Raw genomic sequence first — 18,249 nt, 5'->3', positions numbered from 1 at the left:
CGGCGCCGACCCCCACCCGGACCTTCGGTCCGACCTCCCCACAAGGGGGAGGTAGAAGGCCGCCGATCAAATCGCTGCTGTAATAATAATCTCGACCAGATAGTCCGGGGTGGCGAGCTTTGCTTCGCCGGTGGCGCGGGCTGGCGTGTTGCCCTGCGGCACCCACTTGTCCCACTCCGCGTTCATCTCGGCAAAGGTGCTCATGTCGGCCAGCCAGATGATCGCCTGCAGTATCTTGGTCTTGTCGGAACCGGCCTTGGCCAGCAGTTCGTCGATGGCCGCCAGGATGTCCCTGGTCTGCGAAGCGACGTTGCCGGTTGGCTGGCCGACCTGACCAGCCAGATAGACGGTATTGCCATGGATGACGATCTGGCTCATGCGCGGGCCAACATCGATGCGACGAATGCTCATTGGATGGTTCCTTCCTGTGGCGGTTGCGCTTCTTTAGAGTCGCGACCGGCTTCGGGCAAGATCGTCAGGTCGGATCCCCTTGGGCCAATGGCATATGGATGTGCAAACACGGCAAGTTGACCCTGCGGCCGCAATTCCGCCGGATTGGCTTGTTGACTAATGTAATAACATCACATATCCAGTCGGCCGCTGCCAGCAGCCGGATTTCGCCGCCTACGGATCGCAGAATGACAAATACCTGCCTGACATTCCGCGACCTGACGCTTGGCTACGGAAGCCATCCGGCGATCCATCATCTCGACGGCACCATCCGCAAGGGCTCGCTGACCGCTGTGGTCGGCGCCAATGGCTCCGGCAAATCGACGCTGATGAAAGGCATTGTCGGCGTCCTGAAGCCGATGGCCGGCGAGGTTATCCGCGCGCCCGGTGTACGTGCCGCCTATCTGCCGCAGCAATCGGAGCTCGACCGCTCCTTTCCGGCACGGGTGGTGGATCTGGTTTCGCTCGGCCTGTGGCCACGGCGCGGCCTGCTTGGCCGCTACACCAAGGAAGATCGCGAAGACGTCAGCAAGGCGCTGATGGCGGTTGGCCTCGGCGGTTTCGAGAAGCGGCCGATCGACACGCTGTCGGGCGGCCAGTTGCAGCGCACGCTGTTTGCGCGTGTCCTGCTGCAGGACGCCGACCTCATCCTGCTCGACGAACCCTTCAATGCTGTCGACGCCAAGACGGTCGGCGACCTCATTGCCCTGATCAAGCACTGGCATGGCGAGGAACGCACCATCATGGTTGTCGTGCACGATCTGGACCTGGTGCGGCAGAATTTCCCCGAAACGCTGCTTCTCGCCCGCCAGCCGATCGCCTGGGGCGAAACCAGGGAAACGCTGAAGCCTGATAACCTGTTGCGCGCCCGCCGCTTCCACGAAGCCTGGGAAGAAAATGCACCCTGGTGCGAGCCGGGCGAGGACGCTCATGGTCACGATCACCATGGCCACGATCACCATGACCATCAACACGGCGTCGGACCGAGGGCTGCCTGATGGACATGCTTTACGGTCTTGTCATCGCGCCCTTCGCCGATTTCGGCTTCATGCAGCGGGCTTTGATCGGTTCGCTGATGCTGTCGCTCGGCGCCTGCCCTATCGGCGTCTTCCTGATGCTGCGACGCATGAGCCTGTCGGGCGACGCGATGGCGCACGCCATCCTGCCCGGTGCAGCCGCCGGCTTCCTGTTCTATGGACTGGAGATCCTGCCGATGACCATCGGCGGCCTGATCGCCGGCGTCATCGTCGCGCTCGGCGCCGGCGCCGTCTCGCGCTTCACCATCCAGCGCGAGGACGCCTCGATGGCGGCGTTCTATCTGATTTCGCTCGCCATCGGCGTGCTGATGGTGTCGATCCGCGGTTCCAGCGTCGATCTCATGCACGTGCTGTTCGGCACCGTGCTGGCGCTCAACGATGAGGCCCTGACGCTGATCGGCGGCATCGTCGCGGTGACGCTGGTCAGCCTCGCCATCTTCTGGCGGGCGCTGGTCGCCGAATGCCTCGACCCGCTGTTCCTGCGCTCGGTCAGCCGGCTCGGCAGTCCGGTGCATTTCATCTTCCTCGGCCTTGTCGTGCTCAACCTTGTCGGCGGCTTCCAGGCACTCGGCACGCTTCTGTCGGTTGGGCTGATGATGCTGCCGGCCGCAGCCGCCCGCTTCTGGACAGTTCGCGTCGAGCCGATGTGCGTGCTGGCGGTGCTGATCGGCTTCGCGTCCTGCGTCGCCGGGCTGCTTTTGTCCTATCACGCGTCACTGCCGTCCGGCCCGGCCATCATCCTGTCGGCCGGCGTCGTCTATTTCGCCTCGATCCTGTTTGGCACGCGCGGCATTCTGCGCGCGCGCATCATCCATCACCGTCACAGAACGGCCTGATCCCCGCCCCTAGAAGGAGACCCGTCTATGCTGAAATCGATCCATGCCGCCTTGGCTATGAGCGTTATAACATTAACCGCCTTTGGCGCATCGTCGGCCTTGGCGGCACCGCTGAAAGTGGTCGCCAGCTTCACCGTCATTGCCGATTTCGCCAAAAATGTCGGCGGCGACCGCATCGACGTCACCACCATTGTCGGGCCGGATGGCGACGCCCATGTCTACGAGCCGAGCCCGGCCGATGCTGTGGCCATGGCCAAGGCCGACATCGTGCTGGTCAACGGCCTGCATTTCGAAGGTTTCCTGCAGCGGCTGGTCGATGCCAGCGCCACCAAGGCGTCTATCATTACCTTGACCAAGGGCGTGACGCCGATCGATTTCAAGCCTGAATTCGCCGACGCCGACGCGGCCGAAGGTGCAGGCACCGGCGGCGGCAAGACGGTCACCGATCCGCACGCCTTCCAGTCGATCGCCAATGCCAGGATCTACGTGAAGAACATCGCCGAGGCCTTCTGCGCGGCCGATTCCGAAGGCTGCGTCAGTTACCAGACCAATGCCGCCGCCTACACCAAGAAGCTCGACGCGGTCGAAGGTGAAGTGAAAACGGCGATTGCCTCGATCCCGGAGAGCAAGCGCGTCGTCATCACCTCGCATGACGCCTTCGGCTATTTCGAACACGCATACGGCCTGACCTTCCTCGCTCCGCAAGGCATCTCGACAGACTCCGAGCCATCCGCCGCAGACGTCGCCAAACTGGTCAATCAGGTGAAGCAGGACAAGGCGGCTGCGATCTTCGTCGAGAACATCACCAACCCGCGCCTGATCGAACAGATCGCCAGCGAAACCGGCATCAAGGTCGGCGGCACGCTCTATTCGGACGCGCTGTCGCAGCCTGACGGCCCGGCCGCGACCTATATCGACATGATGCACAACAACATCCGTCAGATCAAAGGCGCCATTCTCGGCAGCTGAGTTTGAAGGATCGTCCAGCCGGGCCGCATCGGCCCGGTTGGATTTTCCGGCACGCAGTGTCTATTTGGCAGAGAATTCCTTCGGTACGGATTGCCGCCCATGTCGGGGAGTGGCAAGACTGCCGCCTGACCAGTTTGCGAGGATGCTGCCATGGAATACCGCGAAATCAGCGAGGACTATTCGGTTTCGGGCCAGATCCAGCCTGAGGACGTCGCCGCCATCAAGGAAGCCGGCTTCAAGAGCGTCATCTGCAACCGGCCCGATGACGAACAGCCCGGCCAGCCTTCTGCCGAAACCGTCAAGGCAGCGGTCGAAGCCGCAGGGCTTGCCTTCCGCTACATTCCGGTGATCAGCGGACAGATCACCGCCGAGAATGTCGGGGATCAGGCCGAAGCGCTCGACGAACTCGACGGCCCGGTCTTCGCCTATTGCCGCTCCGGCGCCCGCTGCACCAATCTCTATGGGCTGATCCAACAGTCGAAGGGTTAGATCCGCTCAAGATTTAGATCGGCAGCGCGGCGGTTTCCTTGAGTGTCTCAAGCACGATCGCCGTCTTCACATGCTGCACGGATTCGTGCGGCAAGAGCACGCCGTTGACGAATTCCGACAGCGACTTCAGGTCGGGCGTCACCACTTTCAGGATGTAATCCATCTCGCCGGTCAGCGCGTGCGCTTCCTGCACCTCAGGCAGCCGTGCCACCAGCTCGCCGAAGCGCCGCGCATTGTCGCGATTGTGCGTGGCGAGCGTGACCGAAATGACGTTGACCAGCGAAAAACCGAGTTTGTCGCGGTCGAGCACCGCCCGATAGCCCTTGATAAAGCCATCCTCCTCGAGCCGCTGGCGGCGGCGCGAGCATTGCGACGCCGACAGGTTCACCCGCTCCGAAAGATCATTGTTGGTCAGCCGCGCATCACCCTGCAATAGCGCCATTATCTTGCGGTCAAACTGATCAATGCGCGCTTCATCCATGGTTTTTCCTCGCATCATGCACGATTCACGCATGACATCATCATTTCAAGCGTTTGAATGCAAGCACCGTGCGCCTCCTCCGCGTTATGATCGTGTCAAAGGGCCTTTTCAGGCCAGGCCAGCTTCGGAGGAATATGATGGGTCCCTTCCCGCACGACGCCCCGCCCGCCAAGATCAGCAAGGACAACCCGGCCGGCACCGACGGTTTCGAGTTTGTCGAATTCGCGCATCCGGAGCCCCAGAAGCTCGCTGAACTGTTCACCCGTATGGGCTATGTCGCGGTGGCTAAGCACCGCACGAAAGACATCACCATCTGGCGGCAGGGTGACATCAACTATGTCGTCAATGCCGAACCCGGCTCGCATGCAATGAAATTCGTCGACAAGCACGGCCCCTGTGCTGCCTCTATGGCCTGGCGGGTGGTCGATGCCAAGCACGCTTTCGATCACGCGGTTGCCAAGGGAGCCACGCCTTACGAAGGCGCCGACAAGGCGCTCGACGTGCCGGCAATCATCGGCATTGGCGGCTCGCTGCTCTATTTCATCGAGACCTACGGCAAGAAGGGTTCGGCCTATAATGCCGAGTTCGAATGGCTGGGCACTCGCGACCCGCGGCCGGAAGGCGTCGGCTTCTATTACCTCGATCACCTGACCCACAATGTCTATCGCGGCCAGATGGACAAGTGGTGGGATTTCTACCGCAATCTGTTCGGCTTCAAACAGATCCATTTCTTCGACATCGACGGCAAGATCACCGGCCTGGTGAGCCGCGCCATCACCTCGCCCTGCGGCAAGATCCGCATTCCGCTGAACGAGTCCAAGGACGAGACTAGCCAGATCGCCGAATACCTGAAGAAGTACAATGGCGAGGGCATTCAGCACATCGCTGTCGGCACCGACGAGATCTACGCCGCCACCGACAGGTTGGCCGAGAACGGCCTGAAGTTCATGCCCGGCCCTCCGGAGACCTACTACGACATGTCGTATGACCGCGTGAATGGCCATGACGAACCGATCGAGCGGATGAAGAAGCACGGTATCCTGATCGACGGCGAAGGCGTGGTCGACGGCGGCACGACCAAGATCCTGCTGCAGATCTTTTCGAAGACCGTGATCGGCCCGATCTTTTTCGAGTTCATCCAGCGCAAGGGCGACGAAGGTTTTGGCGAGGGCAACTTCCGCGCGCTGTTCGAATCGATCGAGCAGGACCAGATCAAGCGCGGGGTGATCAAGGTTCAGGCTGCGGAGTAGTAGATTCGAACCGGGCTTCTTGCGGCGCGACCAATTATGACCTAAATTATGGTCATACGGATCGCGCTATGAATGTTTCCATCGCCGAGGCCAAGGCCAAATTGTCGGAACTCGTCAGCCGCGCGGAAGCCGGCGAGGAGATCGTTCTCACACGCCACGGCAAGGTGGCCGCGCGCATCGTACCGCCGGCAGCGGCCGAACCACTGCCGCGTATTGGCGCCTTGAAGGGCAAGATTTGGATTGCGGACGATTTTGATGAACTCGGTCCCGAATGGGACGAGTACGTGAAATGACGGTCGGCCCGTTTCTCGCCGACACGCATATCATCCTGTGGTCGATTTCAGACGATCCACGTCTCAGCCAGCACCACCGCGCTATCTTGGCTTCGGAAGCGGTGGTGTTCGCGAGCGCGGCAAGCGTCTGGGAAATTGCCATCAAACGCTCAATCGGAAAACTCAACGCGCCGGACGATCTGCCAACGCTGCTTCCCAGAATGCAATTTCAGCCACTTGCCGTCACTTTGCAGCATGCGAACGCCGTCAGCAGCCTACCCCACCATCATGGTGATCCATTCGACAGACTGCTGATCGCGCAGGCGCAAGTAGAGAACCTGACCATCTTGACATCCGACCCGCATTTCGCCCGTTACGGTGTCGCTGTGGCATGATCGGCCAAGCAATTGGTCTCACAAACCCAGCCGCTCAACCTCCACTTGTCTCAGCTTCAAATCATAATCGAGCAAGAACTCGTCCAGTTGCGGCGGCTTGACCGACGTGCCGGACAGCATGGCGTGCACCTGGCCGCGGTGATGGATGTCGTGCAGAAAGACATGGGCGAGGATATCGCCGATGCGCTCGGGGATCATGCCGTCCTCGCGCCGGTCGGTGATGACGCGGCGATCGAGATCGTCGGCCGACAGCCTATCGCAAAAGGCGATCAGCCGCCGGTCGGCTGCGACCTGCGCGGCAAACAACGCCGCCGGCTCGTCGAGGGGCACGAAGTCGTCATGGGCGGCAGCACCGAGACCACCCTCTTCGAGAAAATCGAGATAGAGAAGATCGACCGCAAGGATGTGGTTGAGAGTTGCCTTGATCGACGGAAAGAAGCTGGTGCGTTCGGCCTCGAACTCACCGGGCTGGAGGGACAGCACCGCGCGGTAGAGCCGGTCGTTCGACCACAGATTGTTGCCGGCCATACGGCGCAGATGGTCAAGCAGGTTCACGAGATCAGCCCCCTGCCCGCACCAGATACAAGCCCGCCCACATAGCTGCAAATCCCGCAAGAACGATCAGCAGCAGCCGGTTCATGCGCCGACGCATGGCTTGCGTCTCCTCATCCCGGGCGACTTTCATGTTGGTGATGGTGTGCAACATCATCGCCTTGCGCGGAAAGCCGCTGCGGTTGGTCAGGTCAGGCGAGCGCGCCTCGATGCGGTAACTCAGCCGGATCGCCTGGATGAAGACCGCCAGTATGGCGAGTGCCCAGACACCGGCCAGCAGATAGACCCCCGTCATTCCCTTACCTCTCGTATTTCTCGACCTTCTGCTCGATGGCGCCGAAAATCGAATGCCCGGCCTTGTCCCTCATCTCGATGCGTACCGTGTCGCCGAAGCGCAGGAACGGCGTTTGGGCTTCGCCTGACACGATGGTCTCGATCATGCGCAGTTCGGCGATGCAGGAATAGCCGGCGCCGCCGGCCGAGACAGGTTTGCCCGGCCCGCCGTCGAGCTTGTTGGAAACGGTGCCGGAACCGATGATCGTGCCGGCGGCAAGCGGCCTGGTCTTGGCAGCGTGAACGATCAGCGCCGGAAAATCGAAGGTCATGTCGACACCGGCATTGGCCCGGCCGAACGGCTTACCGTTGAGGTCGGCGAGCAACGGCAGGCTGACCTTGCCGCCGTCCCAGGCGTCACCCAGTTCGTTCGGCGTGACCGCGACCGGCGAAAACGCCGAGGACGGCTTTGACTGGAAAAAACCAAACCCCTTCGCCAGTTCCGGTCCGGTGAGCGCGCGCAGCGTGACGTCATTGACCAGCATGACCAGCCGGATCGCAGCGCGCGCTTCTTCGAGAGTGGCGCCCATCGGCACGTCGTCGACAATGACGGCGACCTCGCCCTCCATGTCGATGCCGAAGCCTTCGTCAGCCATGCGGATCGGGTCACGTGGCGGAATGAAGGCGTCCGAGCCGCCCTGGTAGATCAGCGGGTCGGTCCAGAAGCTCGCCGGCATCTCGGCGCCGCGCGCTTTGCGCACCAGCTCGACATGGTTCACGTAAGCCGAGCCGTCGGCCCATTGATAGGCGCGCGGCAGCGGCGAGTGGGCGTCATGCTCGTGGAAGCGCTCCGCCGGCATCGCATTGTTCTCAAGCGATTCCGCTATTGTCGCGAGATGCGGGGCGATGCGGCGCCAGTCGTCGAGCGCCGCCTGCAGCGTGCGCACCAGGAACGAGGCGTCGGTGAAGCGTGTCAGGTCGCGCGAGACGACGACGAGTTTTCCGTCGCGCGTCCCGTCCTTCAATGTGGCAAGCTTCATGCGATTTCCTCTCCTTGTGCAGCTTTCCCGCTGCTTAAGCCCACAACAAGGCCGTCGCGGGCGATCGTCAAGTCGCCAGCCCATGTTTTCCTGACAGCGGCAGTCCAGTCGGCCTCGCCGATCCCGGGATCGTCGGCTGGAATGAGGTGATTGAGCACCAGTCTCTTCACCCCGGCATCGCTGGCGATGCTGCCGGCCTCTTCGGCAAAGCTGTGGCTGGCAAGCAGATGCTCTTTCAGCCGCGCGCCATTGCCGGTCCTGGCCACCAGCCGCTCGATGCCTTCCTCCAGCATGGCTTCATGGACGAGGATATCCGCACTCCGGGCGAATTCGGTGAGCGGCGGAAAGAAGGCCGTGTCAGCGGAGAACACCACGCTTTTCCCGCCGTGTTCGAAGCGCAGGGCAAAACAGTCGGTCACCGGCGGATGCTCGACGCGCAGCGCCGAAACCGTCAAGCCGCCCTGCTCGAGCACCTGGCCTTCGCCGAATTCGACGATCGAAACCAGGTCTCGAATATCCGGCCGGCCCTCGTCGACGACGCGGATTTCGATGTCGAAGTCCATCGCCTGGCAAAAGCGCTGCCAATAATGATCCGTGCCGGGCGGACCGAACACGTGGACCGGCGCCGCCAGACCCGCCGTCCAGGCGGTGTGGATCAGCGGCCCCAGTTCCAGCACATGGTCGGAGTGCAGATGCGTGATGAAGATCAGGTCGAGTCCCTTCAGGCTGACACCCGCGTTGACCAGACCACGCGTGACGCCAAGTCCGCAGTCGACGACGATGCTGCGGCCGCCGATCTGCAGCAGCGACGAACTTGGCCATGGGCCACCCGGCCGCAGTGCCGGGCCGCCCTTCGAGCCAAGAAGCACCAGCCGATCCGGCATTGGCTCGGTGCTCAAGACCAGTCGCCCTCGGGCGTGCCGTTGAAACGCTTCTTCAGATCCGCCCAGCAGTCGATGTAATTGTCCTGCCGGGTTTCGAGTTCGGCGCCGTAGCGGGTCAGCATCTGCGGAAATCGGGTCTCGAACATGAACGCCATGGTGTTGTCGAGCTTGACCGGTTTCAGGTCCGCGCGCGAGGCCTTTTCGAAGCCAGGCGCATCCGGCCCATGGGCCAGCATCAGATTGTGCAGGCTGATGCCGCCGGGCACAAAGCCTTCTTCCTTGGCGTCGTACTGGCCATGGATCAGGCCCATGAACTCGCTCATGATGTTGCGGTGATACCAGGGCGGCCGGAACGTATCTTCGGCCACCAGCCAGCGCGGCGGGAAGATGACGAAGTCGATGTTGGCGGTACCCTCCTCGCCGCTCGGTGCGGTCAGCACCGTGAAGATGGACGGGTCGGGATGGTCGAACAGCAGCGCTCCGACCGGCGAAAAGGTCGCCAGATCATATTTGTAGGGCGCGTAGTTGCCGTGCCAGGCAACGACGTCGAGCGGCGAATGGCCGATCTCGGTGACATGGAAATTGCCGCACCATTTCACCGTCAGCCGGCAAGGCGTTTCCTTCTCCTCGAACCAGGCGCAAGGCGTCTTGAAATCGCGCGGATTGGCCAGGCAATTGGCGCCGATCGGGCCACGGTCGGGCAGCGTCAGCTTGGCACCGTAGTTTTCGCAGACATAGCCGCGCACTTCCTTGTCGACCAGCTCGACCTTGAAGACCAGACCGCGTGGCAGCACGGCGATCTCGCCGGGCCGAAGCTCTATGACGCCCATCTCGGTGACGAAGCGCAAGGCGCCGACCTGCGGCACGACCAGCAACTCGCCGTCGGCGTTGAAGAAATGATCGTCCGCCATCGAGCGGTTGGCGACATAGACATGGGCTGCCATGCCGGTCTGCCCGAGCACATCGCCTGATGTGGTGATGCTGCGCATGCCCTTGATAAAATCGGTCGGCTCCTTCGGCATCGGCACCGGATTCCAGCGATACTGGCCAAGCGCCAGTTCATGATCGCCGACATTGGGAGCGGTCTTCCACAAGGGATAGCTGGCCGCCTTGAAACGCCCAGTGTGCTTGACGCTCGGTCGGATGCGGTACAGCCAGGAGCGCTCATTGGTGCCGCGCGGCGCAGTGAAGGGAGAGCCGGAAAGCTGTTCGGCGTAAAGACCGTAGGCCGGCCGCTGCGGCGAATTCCGTCCCTGCGGCAGCGAGCCGGGCAGCGTCTCGGTTTCGAAGTCGTTGCCGAAGCCCGGCATATAGGAAAAGGCCATTGCTTCCTCCCGAAATGGATATCAATTGACCAAACTGGTTTCATTTGTAACCATTGAAAATGTAACCATCAATGGCGGCTTTGAAAAATGGTGATCAAGAGCGAAGCGTCCGACGCGCCTGAAATTCTCAATCTGGAAAATTTCCTGCCCTACCGGCTCTACCGGCTTGCCGACGCGGTCAGCCGGGAATTCTCGAGGATATACAAGGATCGTCACGGCCTCACGCGTCCCGAATGGCGCACGCTGGCCGGGCTCGGACAGCGTGGCACGATGACGGCGACGGCGCTGGGCGAACAGTCGGCCATGCACAAGACAAAGGTTTCGCGCGCTGTCGCCGAACTCGAACGGTGTCGCTGGCTGACGCGAAAACCGGACGAAAAAGACCGCCGTATCGAACATCTGACGCTGACCGGAGCGGGGCTTGCCGCCTATCGCGAGATGGTGCCGCTGGCAAAGGCGTTCGAACGGGATTTGCTGGCAAGACTCAGTGCTGAAGAGCGCGCGGCGATCACCAGCGGGCTGGCTGCATTGGAGACCAGCCTGGTCCCGAGCTAGTCCAAGATCAAGCCAATCACTCTGAACGACGGAGTTCGAGCGAGACTGCGTCGGAGCTCCCACCACACCCAAAACATAGCATTGCCTTCGATTTGATCGTGATTTGCGTTGTCAGGCCGCGTATAATGCCCATCACACCGACGGGAGGACTACGATGAGCATTCGCACATTAAGTGTCCTGGTGACGCTGCTTGTAGGCACCTGCACATTTGCGCAGGCCCAGCAGACAAAGCCGATGTCGATTGAAGTGTTCCCTTTCGAATTGGAGGATAAGAGCGCCGGGGCGGGAATAATTCCCCCGGATGAATATGACAGGCGCTATCTGTCGGAATCGGCACAAGTTGCGAGGGACATGCTCTCCAAGTCTGGGCGTTTTACAGTAATTGATGTGCCGGCGAGGGATACACAGGCTGCTGCGCCGCACGGATTGCGCAACTGCGCTGGTTGTGAAGGCCCGATTGCCAAGGAGCACGGCGCGTCGCTTGCCTTGCTTGGCGTCGTAACGCGCGTCAACCGAACAGAACATACTATGTTCATTCGCATCCTTGACGCCGAAACCGGGAGACATGTTTCGGAGGGGTTTACCGATCTTCGCATGGGTGCGAACTACGCGTGGCCCCGCTCCGTGAAATGGCTGATGAAAAACAGAATTCTGCGGTAGGGCGGCGGCATCTACCAGTCCATCACCACCTTGCCGGAACTGCCGCTGCGCATCGCATCGAAGCCGGCCTGAAAGTCGTCGATGCCGATGCGGTGCGTGATGAGGCCGGAGACATCCAGCGGGCCCTGCACAAGCGCGATCATCTTGTACCAGGTTTCGAACATCTCGCGGCCGTAGATGCCCTTGAGATGCAGCATCTTGAAGATGACCTTGTTCCAGTTGATCTCGAAGCCGGTCGGCGCGATGCCCAGAATGGCGATCTTGCCGCCATTGTTCATGGTGTCGATCATGTCGCGGAAGGCGGGGGCGGCGCCCGACATTTCGAGGCCGACGTCAAAGCCTTCGGTCATGCCAAGCGCCGGCATGACGTCGCGCAGCTTTTCCTTCGAGGCGTCGACGACGTGCTGGACGCCGAGTTTCTTGGCCAGCGCCAGCCGCACCGGGTTGATGTCGGTGATGACCACTTTGCGCGCGCCGACGCATTGGGCGACGAGCGCGCCCATGATGCCGATCGGCCCAGCGCCCGTGACCAGCACGTCCTCGCCGACCAGATCAAAGGACAACGCGGTGTGGACGGCATTGCCCAAGGGATCGAAGATGGCGGCGATCTCGTCGGGCACATCATCGGGGATCGGCACGACATTGTGCTGCGGGATCGCCAGATACTCGCCGAAGGCGCCCGGACGGTTGACCCCGACGCCGAGCGTGTTGCGGCACAGATGTCCCCTGCCCGCCCGGCAGTTGCGGCAATGACCGCAGACGATGTGGCCTTCGCCCGACACGCGCTGGCCAACCTTGTATTCGGTGACCGCAGCGCCGAAATCGGCAACGGTGCCGACGAATTCATGGCCGGTGACCATCGGCACCGGCACCGTCTTTTGCGCCCACTGGTCCCAATTGTAGATATGCACGTCGGTGCCGCAGATCGCCGTCTTCTTGATCTTGATCAGCACGTCGTTGGGGCCGATTTCCGGCACCGGCACCTCTTCCATCCAGATGCCCGGTTCGGCCTTGGCCTTCACCAGCGCCTTCATCATGTTCGACATGCTTTTGTCCCTTGAATATCTTGATCCGGAATCGCTTTTCGATTCTGGCCTGTCAGGAAATGACGCCGAGTTCGCGCCCGACGGCGGCAAACGCTTCCACCGCGCGGTCGATATCGGCGCTGGAATGGGCCGCCGACATCTGCGTGCGGATGCGGGCCTGCCCTTTCGGCACCACCGGGAAGGAGAAGCCGATGACATAGATGCCGCGCTTCAGCATGCGCGCCGCCATCTCCTGCGCCAGGCTGGCATCACCCAGCATCACCGGGATGATCGGATGATCGGCTCCGGCCAGCGTGAAGCCGAGTTTGCCCATCTGCGATCGGAAGCGCGCCGCATTGTCGTAGAGTTTGTCGCGCAGCCCATCGCCGTCCTTGATCAGTTCGAACACCTTGATCGAAGCGCCGGCGATCGCCGGCATCAGCGTGTTGGAGAAGAGGTAGGGCCGCGAGCGCTGGCGCAGCCAGTCGACCACCTGGCTCTTGCCTGATGTATAACCGCCCGACGCGCCGCCGAGCGCCTTGCCGAGCGTCCCGGTGATGATGTCGACCCTGCCCTCGACGCCGCAATGCTCGGCCGAGCCGCGGCCGTTCTGGCCGACGAAGCCGACGGCATGGCTGTCGTCGACCATCACCATGGCGTCGTATTTCTCGGCGAGGTCGCAGACACCCCTGAGATTGGCGATGATGCCATCCATCGAAAACACGCCGTCGGTGGCGATCAACCGGAAGCGGCAGTCCCGGGCTTCTTTCAGTCGCGCCTCGAGATCGGCCATATCGTTGTTGGCGTAGCGGAAACGTTTGGCCTTCGACAACCTCACGCCATCGATGATCGAGGCATGATTCAAGGCATCCGAGATAATGGCGTCTTCCTCGCCCAGCAGCGTCTCGAACAGGCCGCCATTGGCATCGAAACAGGAGCCGTAGAGGATGGTGTCTTCCATGCCTAGGAAAGAGGAAATCGTGGATTCGAGCTGCTTGTGCTCTTCCTGCGTGCCGCAGATAAAGCGCACCGATGCCATCCCGTAGCCATAGCGGTCGAGCGCCTGCTTGGCAGCATTGCGCAAATCGGCGCTATCGGCGAGGCCGAGATAGTTGTTGGCACAGAAATTCAGCACCTTGTCGCCGCCAACCTCGATCTCGGCCGACTGCGTCGAAGTGATCACCCGCTCCGACTTGTAGAGGCCTGCCGATTTGAGCCCCACGAGTTCGCTGTCGATGTGGGAGAGGAATGCTGCGGTCATGGTCGGCCTCGTTGATGTGGGCTGACTGTCGTCTCGTCCGCGCGAAAAATCCATCGCAAAAACGACCGGACCGGTGGCAAGCAGCACGATGCGGCCCCGGTGTCGATCATCATGCGGCCCAGGAACGACACCACGACAAAGGGTTCTGGCCGATGACCGCTCAAATGCCGGTATGGCGCTAAACGAGCCGATAACCATTTCGCGATGTTTCGACAGCCGCCCCTCGCCGGGCAGCCGTCGATTTCCGGTCCTGTTAACGTTTGCAGTTCAATGGTGCTCATACAAGAATCTTTAGGCAAGAATCCGTAGGCGAGAGGGCCGCCCCCGAAAATGTCGCAGCAGCCGGTGCAAACCGTTTCAGGCAAGCTCATACTGCTGATCAAGGCTGGCTATTGGCTGGCCCTGCTGATCATTGCGGCCATGGTGATAGCCTCCTTCATCCTGCTGCAGCAGATGATGGCCACCCAGCAGCACAACCACACCTTGCTCGACATCGTCAGCACGCAAAAGACGCTGTCGCAGCGCATCGTCTTCCTTGCCAGCGCAACGGGTGCCGGTTCACGCGACAAGCAACCGGCGCTGGTCAGCGCGCTCAAGCAGGCAACGGCGGAGTTCGAGACGAACTACGACCTGCTGCTCGATCAGACGGGAGCCGATCCGCAATCGCCGGCCAAGCTCGACCCGAAGTCGATCGAAAGCGTCCTTTTCGCCAAGCCCTTCCACCTCGACTATTTCTCGGTCGGGCTGATCGCCAATGGCGAACGCCTGATCTCGGCCTATGAATCGCAATTCAGCGGCAATGGCGGTTACAAGGGCGGCGGCGAACGCGTCAATCTCGACGCGTCTGTCGCCAACGCGACCTTGTCGGGCTATGCCGCGCTTGGCCAGCGCATCACTGCCGACGCCGACGACCGCTCCGAGAAGCTGCTCGCTCTCCACCGCACGCTGTTCTACGCCACAATCGGCGTCATCATACTGGTGGCGCTGTTCATCTTCAGGCCGATGTCGAACGCCATCCTGCGCAAGACGCATGAATTGATCGACGCGCGCAATTCCATGGCCTTTATCGCGGTGCATGACGGCCTCACCGGCCTGCACAACCGCACGTTCCTGACCGATCATTTCGACACGCTGATCAAGGGCACGCACCGGCGTCGCGAACGCCTTGCCGTCGTCCAGCTCGATCTCGACCGATTCAAGCAGATCAACGATACGCTCGGCCACGCCGCCGGCGACTATGTGCTGGTCGTCACGGCACAGCGCATGCGCGATTCCTGCCGGGCGTCGGATCTGTGCGTGCGCCTGGGCGGCGACGAGTTCGTCATGATCCTCGGCGGCGCCGGCGGCACCGAAGACATCAATATGCTGGCGCGGCGCATCCTGGCACACATCAACGAGCCGATCGTCTTCCAGGGCACGACCATTCTCCCAGGCGCCAGCGCCGGCATCGCCGTCTACCCGATCGACGCCGACAATGCCCAGGACCTGCTGGTGCACGCCGATCTGGCGCTGTACTCAGCCAAGAAGCTTGGCGGCGGCAACTTCTCGTTCTTCTCCGAGGAGTTGCGCCGCGAACTCGACTATCGCAAGCAGCTCGAGCACGACATCAAGGTCGCCATCGCCGAGCGGGCGTTCCAGGTCTATTTCCAGCCGCAGGTTTCGCTGACCAACGGCACGATCAGCGGCATCGAGGCGCTGGTGCGCTGGAACCATGCGGAGCGCGGCATGATCCCGCCCGGCGAGTTCATTCCGGTCGCCGAGAAATGCGGCTTCATGCCCGAGATCGGTCGCATCGTCATCACCAAGGCGATCAACGAGGCGGCCGAATGGAATCGCGCCGGCATTGCCTTCGGACGGCTTGCCGTCAATGTTTCCGGCACCGAGCTGCGCGAGCACGACTTCGATGCGTTCTTGTTCGAGACGCTGGAAAAGGCCGGGCTGCCGCCGCAGAAACTGTCGCTGGAAATCGTCGAATCCGTCATCCTCGATGACGAAAAGACGGGCATCGCGGCCAAGCTGCGGCACATCCGGGCAGCCGGCGTCCATCTTGAACTCGATGATTTCGGCACCGGCTATGCTTCGCTCAGCCATGTCAACCCGAACGAGATCGACCGGCTGAAGATCGATCGCCGCTTCGTCCAGAACATCCATGAGAATGGCGACAACTCGAAGATCGTCCGCGCCATCACCGAGCTGGCGCGTGGCCTTGGCATCTCGATCGTCGCAGAGGGCGCCGAAACCGAGGCCGAGCTCAATTCGCTGATGGCGATCGGCTGCGACCAGGTGCAGGGCTACTCCATCGCCTTCCCGATGCCGCACGACAAGGCGCTGGAATGGCTGACCGCCCGCATGCCCAAGAAGGCCAAGCTGACGGTGCTGCAAGGAAGCCTGGCATAGGTTTGCCTTTTTGTTTGTGCATGTCGCCCAAAACCGCTGCGCACTTTTGGGCGACATGCACCGGCTCGCCTTGACAAGCCGTTGTGGACATGGCGGCCTTGTCGTGATCGCAACCGGATATCGGGGCCGATGACACCGTTTCGGTATGTGCTGGCGGCGCTTTTGATTTTTGCGGTTCCCGCCCAAGGGGCCGATCGCATAATCTATCTTACCTTCGACGATGGGCCGCTGAACGGCACAAGCAACATCCTCGATGTGCTGGAAGCCGAGCAGGTTCCTGCAACCCTATTCATGGTCGGCATGCACGCACAGGCTAGCGCCGCCAACAGAGCGCTCGTCCAGCGTGCCAGGCAGCTTCCTCTGGTGACGCTCGGCAACCACAGCTACAGCCATGCCTACAATCACTACCGGCATTTTTACGGCGACACCGAAGGTGTCGTCGCCGACATGGTACGGGCAAACGCGGTGCTCGGGTTGAAGCCCCTGGTGCATGCAAGACTGCCGGGGCGCGACGTGTTCAGGCTGCCCTCCATGTCGAAGAACGACACTTCGCTTGGCCTCGCCCAGGAGGGGCGTGAAGAGCCCGATTACGAGTTTGTCGCGGCCTCAGGCTTCTATCTCTACGGCTGGGACCATGAATGGGTGCACAAGGACAACGGCGAGCCGGTGCAGAGCGTCGATCATCTGGTCAGCGAGATCGATCACCTGTTCGGCTATGGCCGCTTCGTCAAGCCCGGCAAGCTGATCCTGCTGATGCATGACGAGATGTTCCAGGACGGCTTCGACGGCAAGACGAAGCTGACCAATTTGATCGCCGCGCTGAAGCTGCGCCATTACACTTTTGGGACAATCCAGGGCTACGACGACTGAGCCGGCAAAGACGGCAAGCTCTTCAGCGGATTGAGCATTGGCACACCAAGTGGCGCGAAATGACGCTCGTTGTCCGTCAGTATCGTTAAACCATGGACCTCGGCTGTGGCAGCGATCGCTATGTCTTCAAACCCAGGCCGGTGCGCCCTCGCCCGATCCAGGATTAGTCCCGCAGCATGCGCGGCGCGCAAATCGAAGGGAAGCACTCTTTCTCCATAAAGGTGCTGAACCGCTTGCCACCAGCCGCGCAGCGAGTTCGCCTTTGTTGTCGCACCCTCACGTTCGGCCTTCGCTATTCCAGCGGCAACTTCGGATGCGGTGACAACGGACAGGAACAGATGGTTGCTCGCCTGGTCGAGCCAAGTCGCCAATGCATGCCGATCCGCTTTCTTGGACGGCGCCATTGCCGAGATGATATTGGTATCCAGCAGAAACATCGACCGCGTTACAACGCGACCTTGCGAGCCGGTTTGCGGGAACGAGGCGGAATATCGCCAAGGTCACCAGGGAAGGCCGCCAACAATTGTCCAAAACTTGGCACGCGCGAAAGCCTTTCATAGTCTTCGAAAGACAGAATGACAGCCTGCTTGCGCCCGTGACGGGTGATGACGGCAGGCGTCCCGGCGACGGCTTGATCGACCACCGCTGAAAGTGTTGCCTTGGCATCCTTCAACTGAATCTCGCGCATAGCTTGCTCCAAAATGACTAGAGTGGTCATATAGCAGAGCAACTCGGATCAAACAAGGCCTGTCGATCCCCCCAAGATCATCCCACATTCGCCCGCAACACGGCCAGCACCTGCGCGAACTCCGCCAGCCGCTCGTCGGACAGTCCGACCCGCAGCCGCTTGTCAAAAGACAACGCGGCCTTTCGTAATGTCTCGAACATCGCTTCTCCGGCCGCGGTCAGTTCGACCAGATGAACCCGGCGGTTGACGGGATCACGGCGGCGCGTCAGCAGGCCCTGCGCCTCCATCGCGTTGAGATGGTGGGTCAACGTCGCGCCTTGGATGCCGATCATGCCGGCGAGTTCACGCTGATTGGCAAGCTTGCTCGACTTGACCGACAGCAGAGTGAGCCAGACCGGCAGCGTGCCACCGGCCTCGACCAGGGCAGCGTCGAAGGCCTGGGCAACCAGCTTGGCGGTTCGTCCGAGATTCATGCCGACTGGCGGGCGTTCGAAGGGTGTCATTGCAGGACACTAGACGGTGTCATGCACGGATGGAAC

Annotated in this window: 23 protein-coding genes; 11 read left to right on the top strand and 12 right to left on the bottom strand. The window is 61.5% G+C overall.

What is annotated here, in order from left to right; all coding sequences use genetic code 11:
• Window positions 1-66: 66 nt before the first annotated feature.
• Window positions 67-411 carry a RidA family protein gene (locus EOA19_RS24885; RefSeq protein WP_023810170.1) on the bottom strand — a complete coding sequence of 115 codons (345 nt, stop codon included), beginning with the start codon at window positions 409-411 and terminating at the stop codon, window positions 67-69.
• 227 nt (window positions 412-638) lie between these two features.
• On the opposite strand from EOA19_RS24885, the gene aztA reads away from it, so the two are divergent.
• From aztA to EOA19_RS24865, 4 genes are all read left to right on the top strand, one after another.
• Window positions 639-1,448 carry a zinc ABC transporter ATP-binding protein AztA gene (gene aztA, locus EOA19_RS24880; protein ID WP_023810169.1) on the top strand — a complete coding sequence of 270 codons (810 nt, stop codon included), beginning with the start codon at window positions 639-641 and terminating at the stop codon, window positions 1,446-1,448.
• Window positions 1,448-2,323, top strand: a complete 876-nt coding sequence (gene aztB / locus EOA19_RS24875) for a zinc ABC transporter permease AztB (protein ID WP_031212890.1) — start codon at window positions 1,448-1,450, stop codon at window positions 2,321-2,323. Before aztA ends, aztB begins: the two co-directional genes overlap by 1 nt.
• Window positions 2,324-2,350: 27 nt before the next feature.
• Complete coding sequence (gene aztC / locus EOA19_RS24870) at window positions 2,351-3,292, top strand: zinc ABC transporter substrate-binding protein AztC (RefSeq protein WP_128305086.1); 942 nt, start codon at window positions 2,351-2,353, stop codon at window positions 3,290-3,292.
• A gap of 150 nt (window positions 3,293-3,442) precedes the next feature.
• Entirely contained in the window at window positions 3,443-3,781 is a 339-nt protein-coding gene (locus EOA19_RS24865; protein WP_128305085.1) for a TIGR01244 family sulfur transferase, read from the top strand.
• 13 nt (window positions 3,782-3,794) lie between these two features.
• On the opposite strand, the gene EOA19_RS24860 is transcribed toward EOA19_RS24865, so the two are convergent.
• Window positions 3,795-4,262 (bottom strand): Lrp/AsnC family transcriptional regulator, encoded by a 468-nt coding sequence (locus EOA19_RS24860; RefSeq protein ID WP_128305084.1) that lies wholly within the window; start codon window positions 4,260-4,262, stop codon window positions 3,795-3,797.
• A 137-nt stretch (window positions 4,263-4,399) separates the two neighbouring features.
• Between EOA19_RS24860 and hppD the strand changes: the two genes are divergently transcribed.
• The 3 genes from hppD to EOA19_RS24845 all read left to right on the top strand — a co-directional run bounded on the left by hppD (window position 4,400) and on the right by EOA19_RS24845 (window position 6,179).
• Window positions 4,400-5,512, top strand: coding sequence for a 4-hydroxyphenylpyruvate dioxygenase (gene hppD / locus EOA19_RS24855; protein ID WP_128305110.1), 1,113 nt, complete (start codon window positions 4,400-4,402; stop codon window positions 5,510-5,512).
• Window positions 5,513-5,580: 68 nt separating this feature from the next.
• Window positions 5,581-5,805: a type II toxin-antitoxin system prevent-host-death family antitoxin gene (locus EOA19_RS24850; RefSeq protein ID WP_023813589.1), complete on the top strand. Its 225-nt coding sequence runs from the start codon at window positions 5,581-5,583 to the stop codon at window positions 5,803-5,805.
• Complete coding sequence (locus tag EOA19_RS24845) at window positions 5,802-6,179, top strand: type II toxin-antitoxin system VapC family toxin (protein WP_023813588.1); 378 nt, start codon at window positions 5,802-5,804, stop codon at window positions 6,177-6,179. Before EOA19_RS24850 ends, EOA19_RS24845 begins: the two co-directional genes overlap by 4 nt.
• Before the next feature lie 18 nt (window positions 6,180-6,197).
• On the opposite strand, the gene EOA19_RS24840 is transcribed toward EOA19_RS24845, so the two are convergent.
• From EOA19_RS24840 to hmgA, 5 genes are read right to left on the bottom strand one after another with little or no spacing between them, the layout of a single operon-like run.
• Window positions 6,198-6,734, bottom strand: coding sequence for a DinB family protein (locus EOA19_RS24840; RefSeq protein WP_023813587.1), 537 nt, complete (start codon window positions 6,732-6,734; stop codon window positions 6,198-6,200).
• 4 nt (window positions 6,735-6,738) lie between these two features.
• Window positions 6,739-7,026: a hypothetical protein gene (locus EOA19_RS24835; RefSeq protein WP_128305083.1), complete on the bottom strand. Its 288-nt coding sequence runs from the start codon at window positions 7,024-7,026 to the stop codon at window positions 6,739-6,741.
• Window positions 7,027-7,030: 4 nt separating this feature from the next.
• Entirely contained in the window at window positions 7,031-8,044 is a 1,014-nt protein-coding gene (locus EOA19_RS24830; protein ID WP_128305082.1) for a fumarylacetoacetate hydrolase family protein, read from the bottom strand.
• On the bottom strand, window positions 8,041-8,928 hold the full coding sequence (locus EOA19_RS24825) for an MBL fold metallo-hydrolase (protein WP_164893029.1): 888 nt from the start codon (window positions 8,926-8,928) through the stop codon (window positions 8,041-8,043). The genes EOA19_RS24830 and EOA19_RS24825 overlap by 4 nt, the downstream gene beginning before the upstream one ends.
• 11 nt (window positions 8,929-8,939) lie before the next feature.
• Window positions 8,940-10,253 (bottom strand): homogentisate 1,2-dioxygenase, encoded by a 1,314-nt coding sequence (hmgA, locus tag EOA19_RS24820; protein WP_128305080.1) that lies wholly within the window; start codon window positions 10,251-10,253, stop codon window positions 8,940-8,942.
• Window positions 10,254-10,340: 87 nt separating this feature from the next.
• On the opposite strand from hmgA, the gene EOA19_RS24815 reads away from it, so the two are divergent.
• Window positions 10,341-10,808 carry a MarR family transcriptional regulator gene (locus tag EOA19_RS24815; protein ID WP_128305079.1) on the top strand — a complete coding sequence of 156 codons (468 nt, stop codon included), beginning with the start codon at window positions 10,341-10,343 and terminating at the stop codon, window positions 10,806-10,808.
• A 154-nt stretch (window positions 10,809-10,962) separates the two neighbouring features.
• A complete protein-coding gene (locus EOA19_RS24810; RefSeq protein WP_128305078.1) occupies window positions 10,963-11,469 on the top strand; it encodes a DUF2380 domain-containing protein in 507 nt (168 codons plus the stop codon).
• 11 nt (window positions 11,470-11,480) lie between these two features.
• Here EOA19_RS24810 and tdh read toward each other — a convergent pair whose 3' ends face one another.
• Complete coding sequence (gene tdh / locus EOA19_RS24805) at window positions 11,481-12,515, bottom strand: L-threonine 3-dehydrogenase (RefSeq protein ID WP_128305077.1); 1,035 nt, start codon at window positions 12,513-12,515, stop codon at window positions 11,481-11,483.
• 52 nt (window positions 12,516-12,567) lie between these two features.
• Window positions 12,568-13,755, bottom strand: a complete 1,188-nt coding sequence (locus EOA19_RS24800; protein WP_128305076.1) for a glycine C-acetyltransferase — start codon at window positions 13,753-13,755, stop codon at window positions 12,568-12,570.
• A gap of 330 nt (window positions 13,756-14,085) precedes the next feature.
• Between EOA19_RS24800 and EOA19_RS24795 the strand changes: the two genes are divergently transcribed.
• Entirely contained in the window at window positions 14,086-16,152 is a 2,067-nt protein-coding gene (locus tag EOA19_RS24795) for an EAL domain-containing protein (protein WP_128305075.1), read from the top strand.
• Between the two features lie 129 nt (window positions 16,153-16,281).
• Window positions 16,282-17,022, top strand: a complete 741-nt coding sequence (locus EOA19_RS24790) for a polysaccharide deacetylase family protein (protein WP_128305074.1) — start codon at window positions 16,282-16,284, stop codon at window positions 17,020-17,022.
• On the opposite strand, the gene EOA19_RS24785 is transcribed toward EOA19_RS24790, so the two are convergent.
• From EOA19_RS24785 to EOA19_RS24775, 3 genes are all read right to left on the bottom strand, one after another.
• Window positions 17,010-17,459 carry a type II toxin-antitoxin system VapC family toxin gene (locus EOA19_RS24785; RefSeq protein ID WP_023813577.1) on the bottom strand — a complete coding sequence of 150 codons (450 nt, stop codon included), beginning with the start codon at window positions 17,457-17,459 and terminating at the stop codon, window positions 17,010-17,012. The two genes, EOA19_RS24790 and EOA19_RS24785, sit on opposite strands and share 13 nt — an antisense overlap.
• Before the next feature lie 8 nt (window positions 17,460-17,467).
• Window positions 17,468-17,710 carry a type II toxin-antitoxin system Phd/YefM family antitoxin gene (locus EOA19_RS24780; RefSeq protein ID WP_023813576.1) on the bottom strand — a complete coding sequence of 81 codons (243 nt, stop codon included), beginning with the start codon at window positions 17,708-17,710 and terminating at the stop codon, window positions 17,468-17,470.
• Between the two features lie 77 nt (window positions 17,711-17,787).
• Window positions 17,788-18,213, bottom strand: coding sequence for a MarR family winged helix-turn-helix transcriptional regulator (locus EOA19_RS24775; RefSeq protein WP_128305073.1), 426 nt, complete (start codon window positions 18,211-18,213; stop codon window positions 17,788-17,790).
• Window positions 18,214-18,249: the final 36 nt, after the last annotated feature.

The organism is Mesorhizobium sp. M7A.F.Ca.US.010.02.1.1 (assembly GCF_004023085.1).
Classification (GTDB): domain Bacteria; phylum Pseudomonadota; class Alphaproteobacteria; order Rhizobiales; family Rhizobiaceae; genus Mesorhizobium.
Note: the sequence above shows the minus strand (reverse complement) of the source record. Positions and strands in the feature narration are given on the sequence as shown.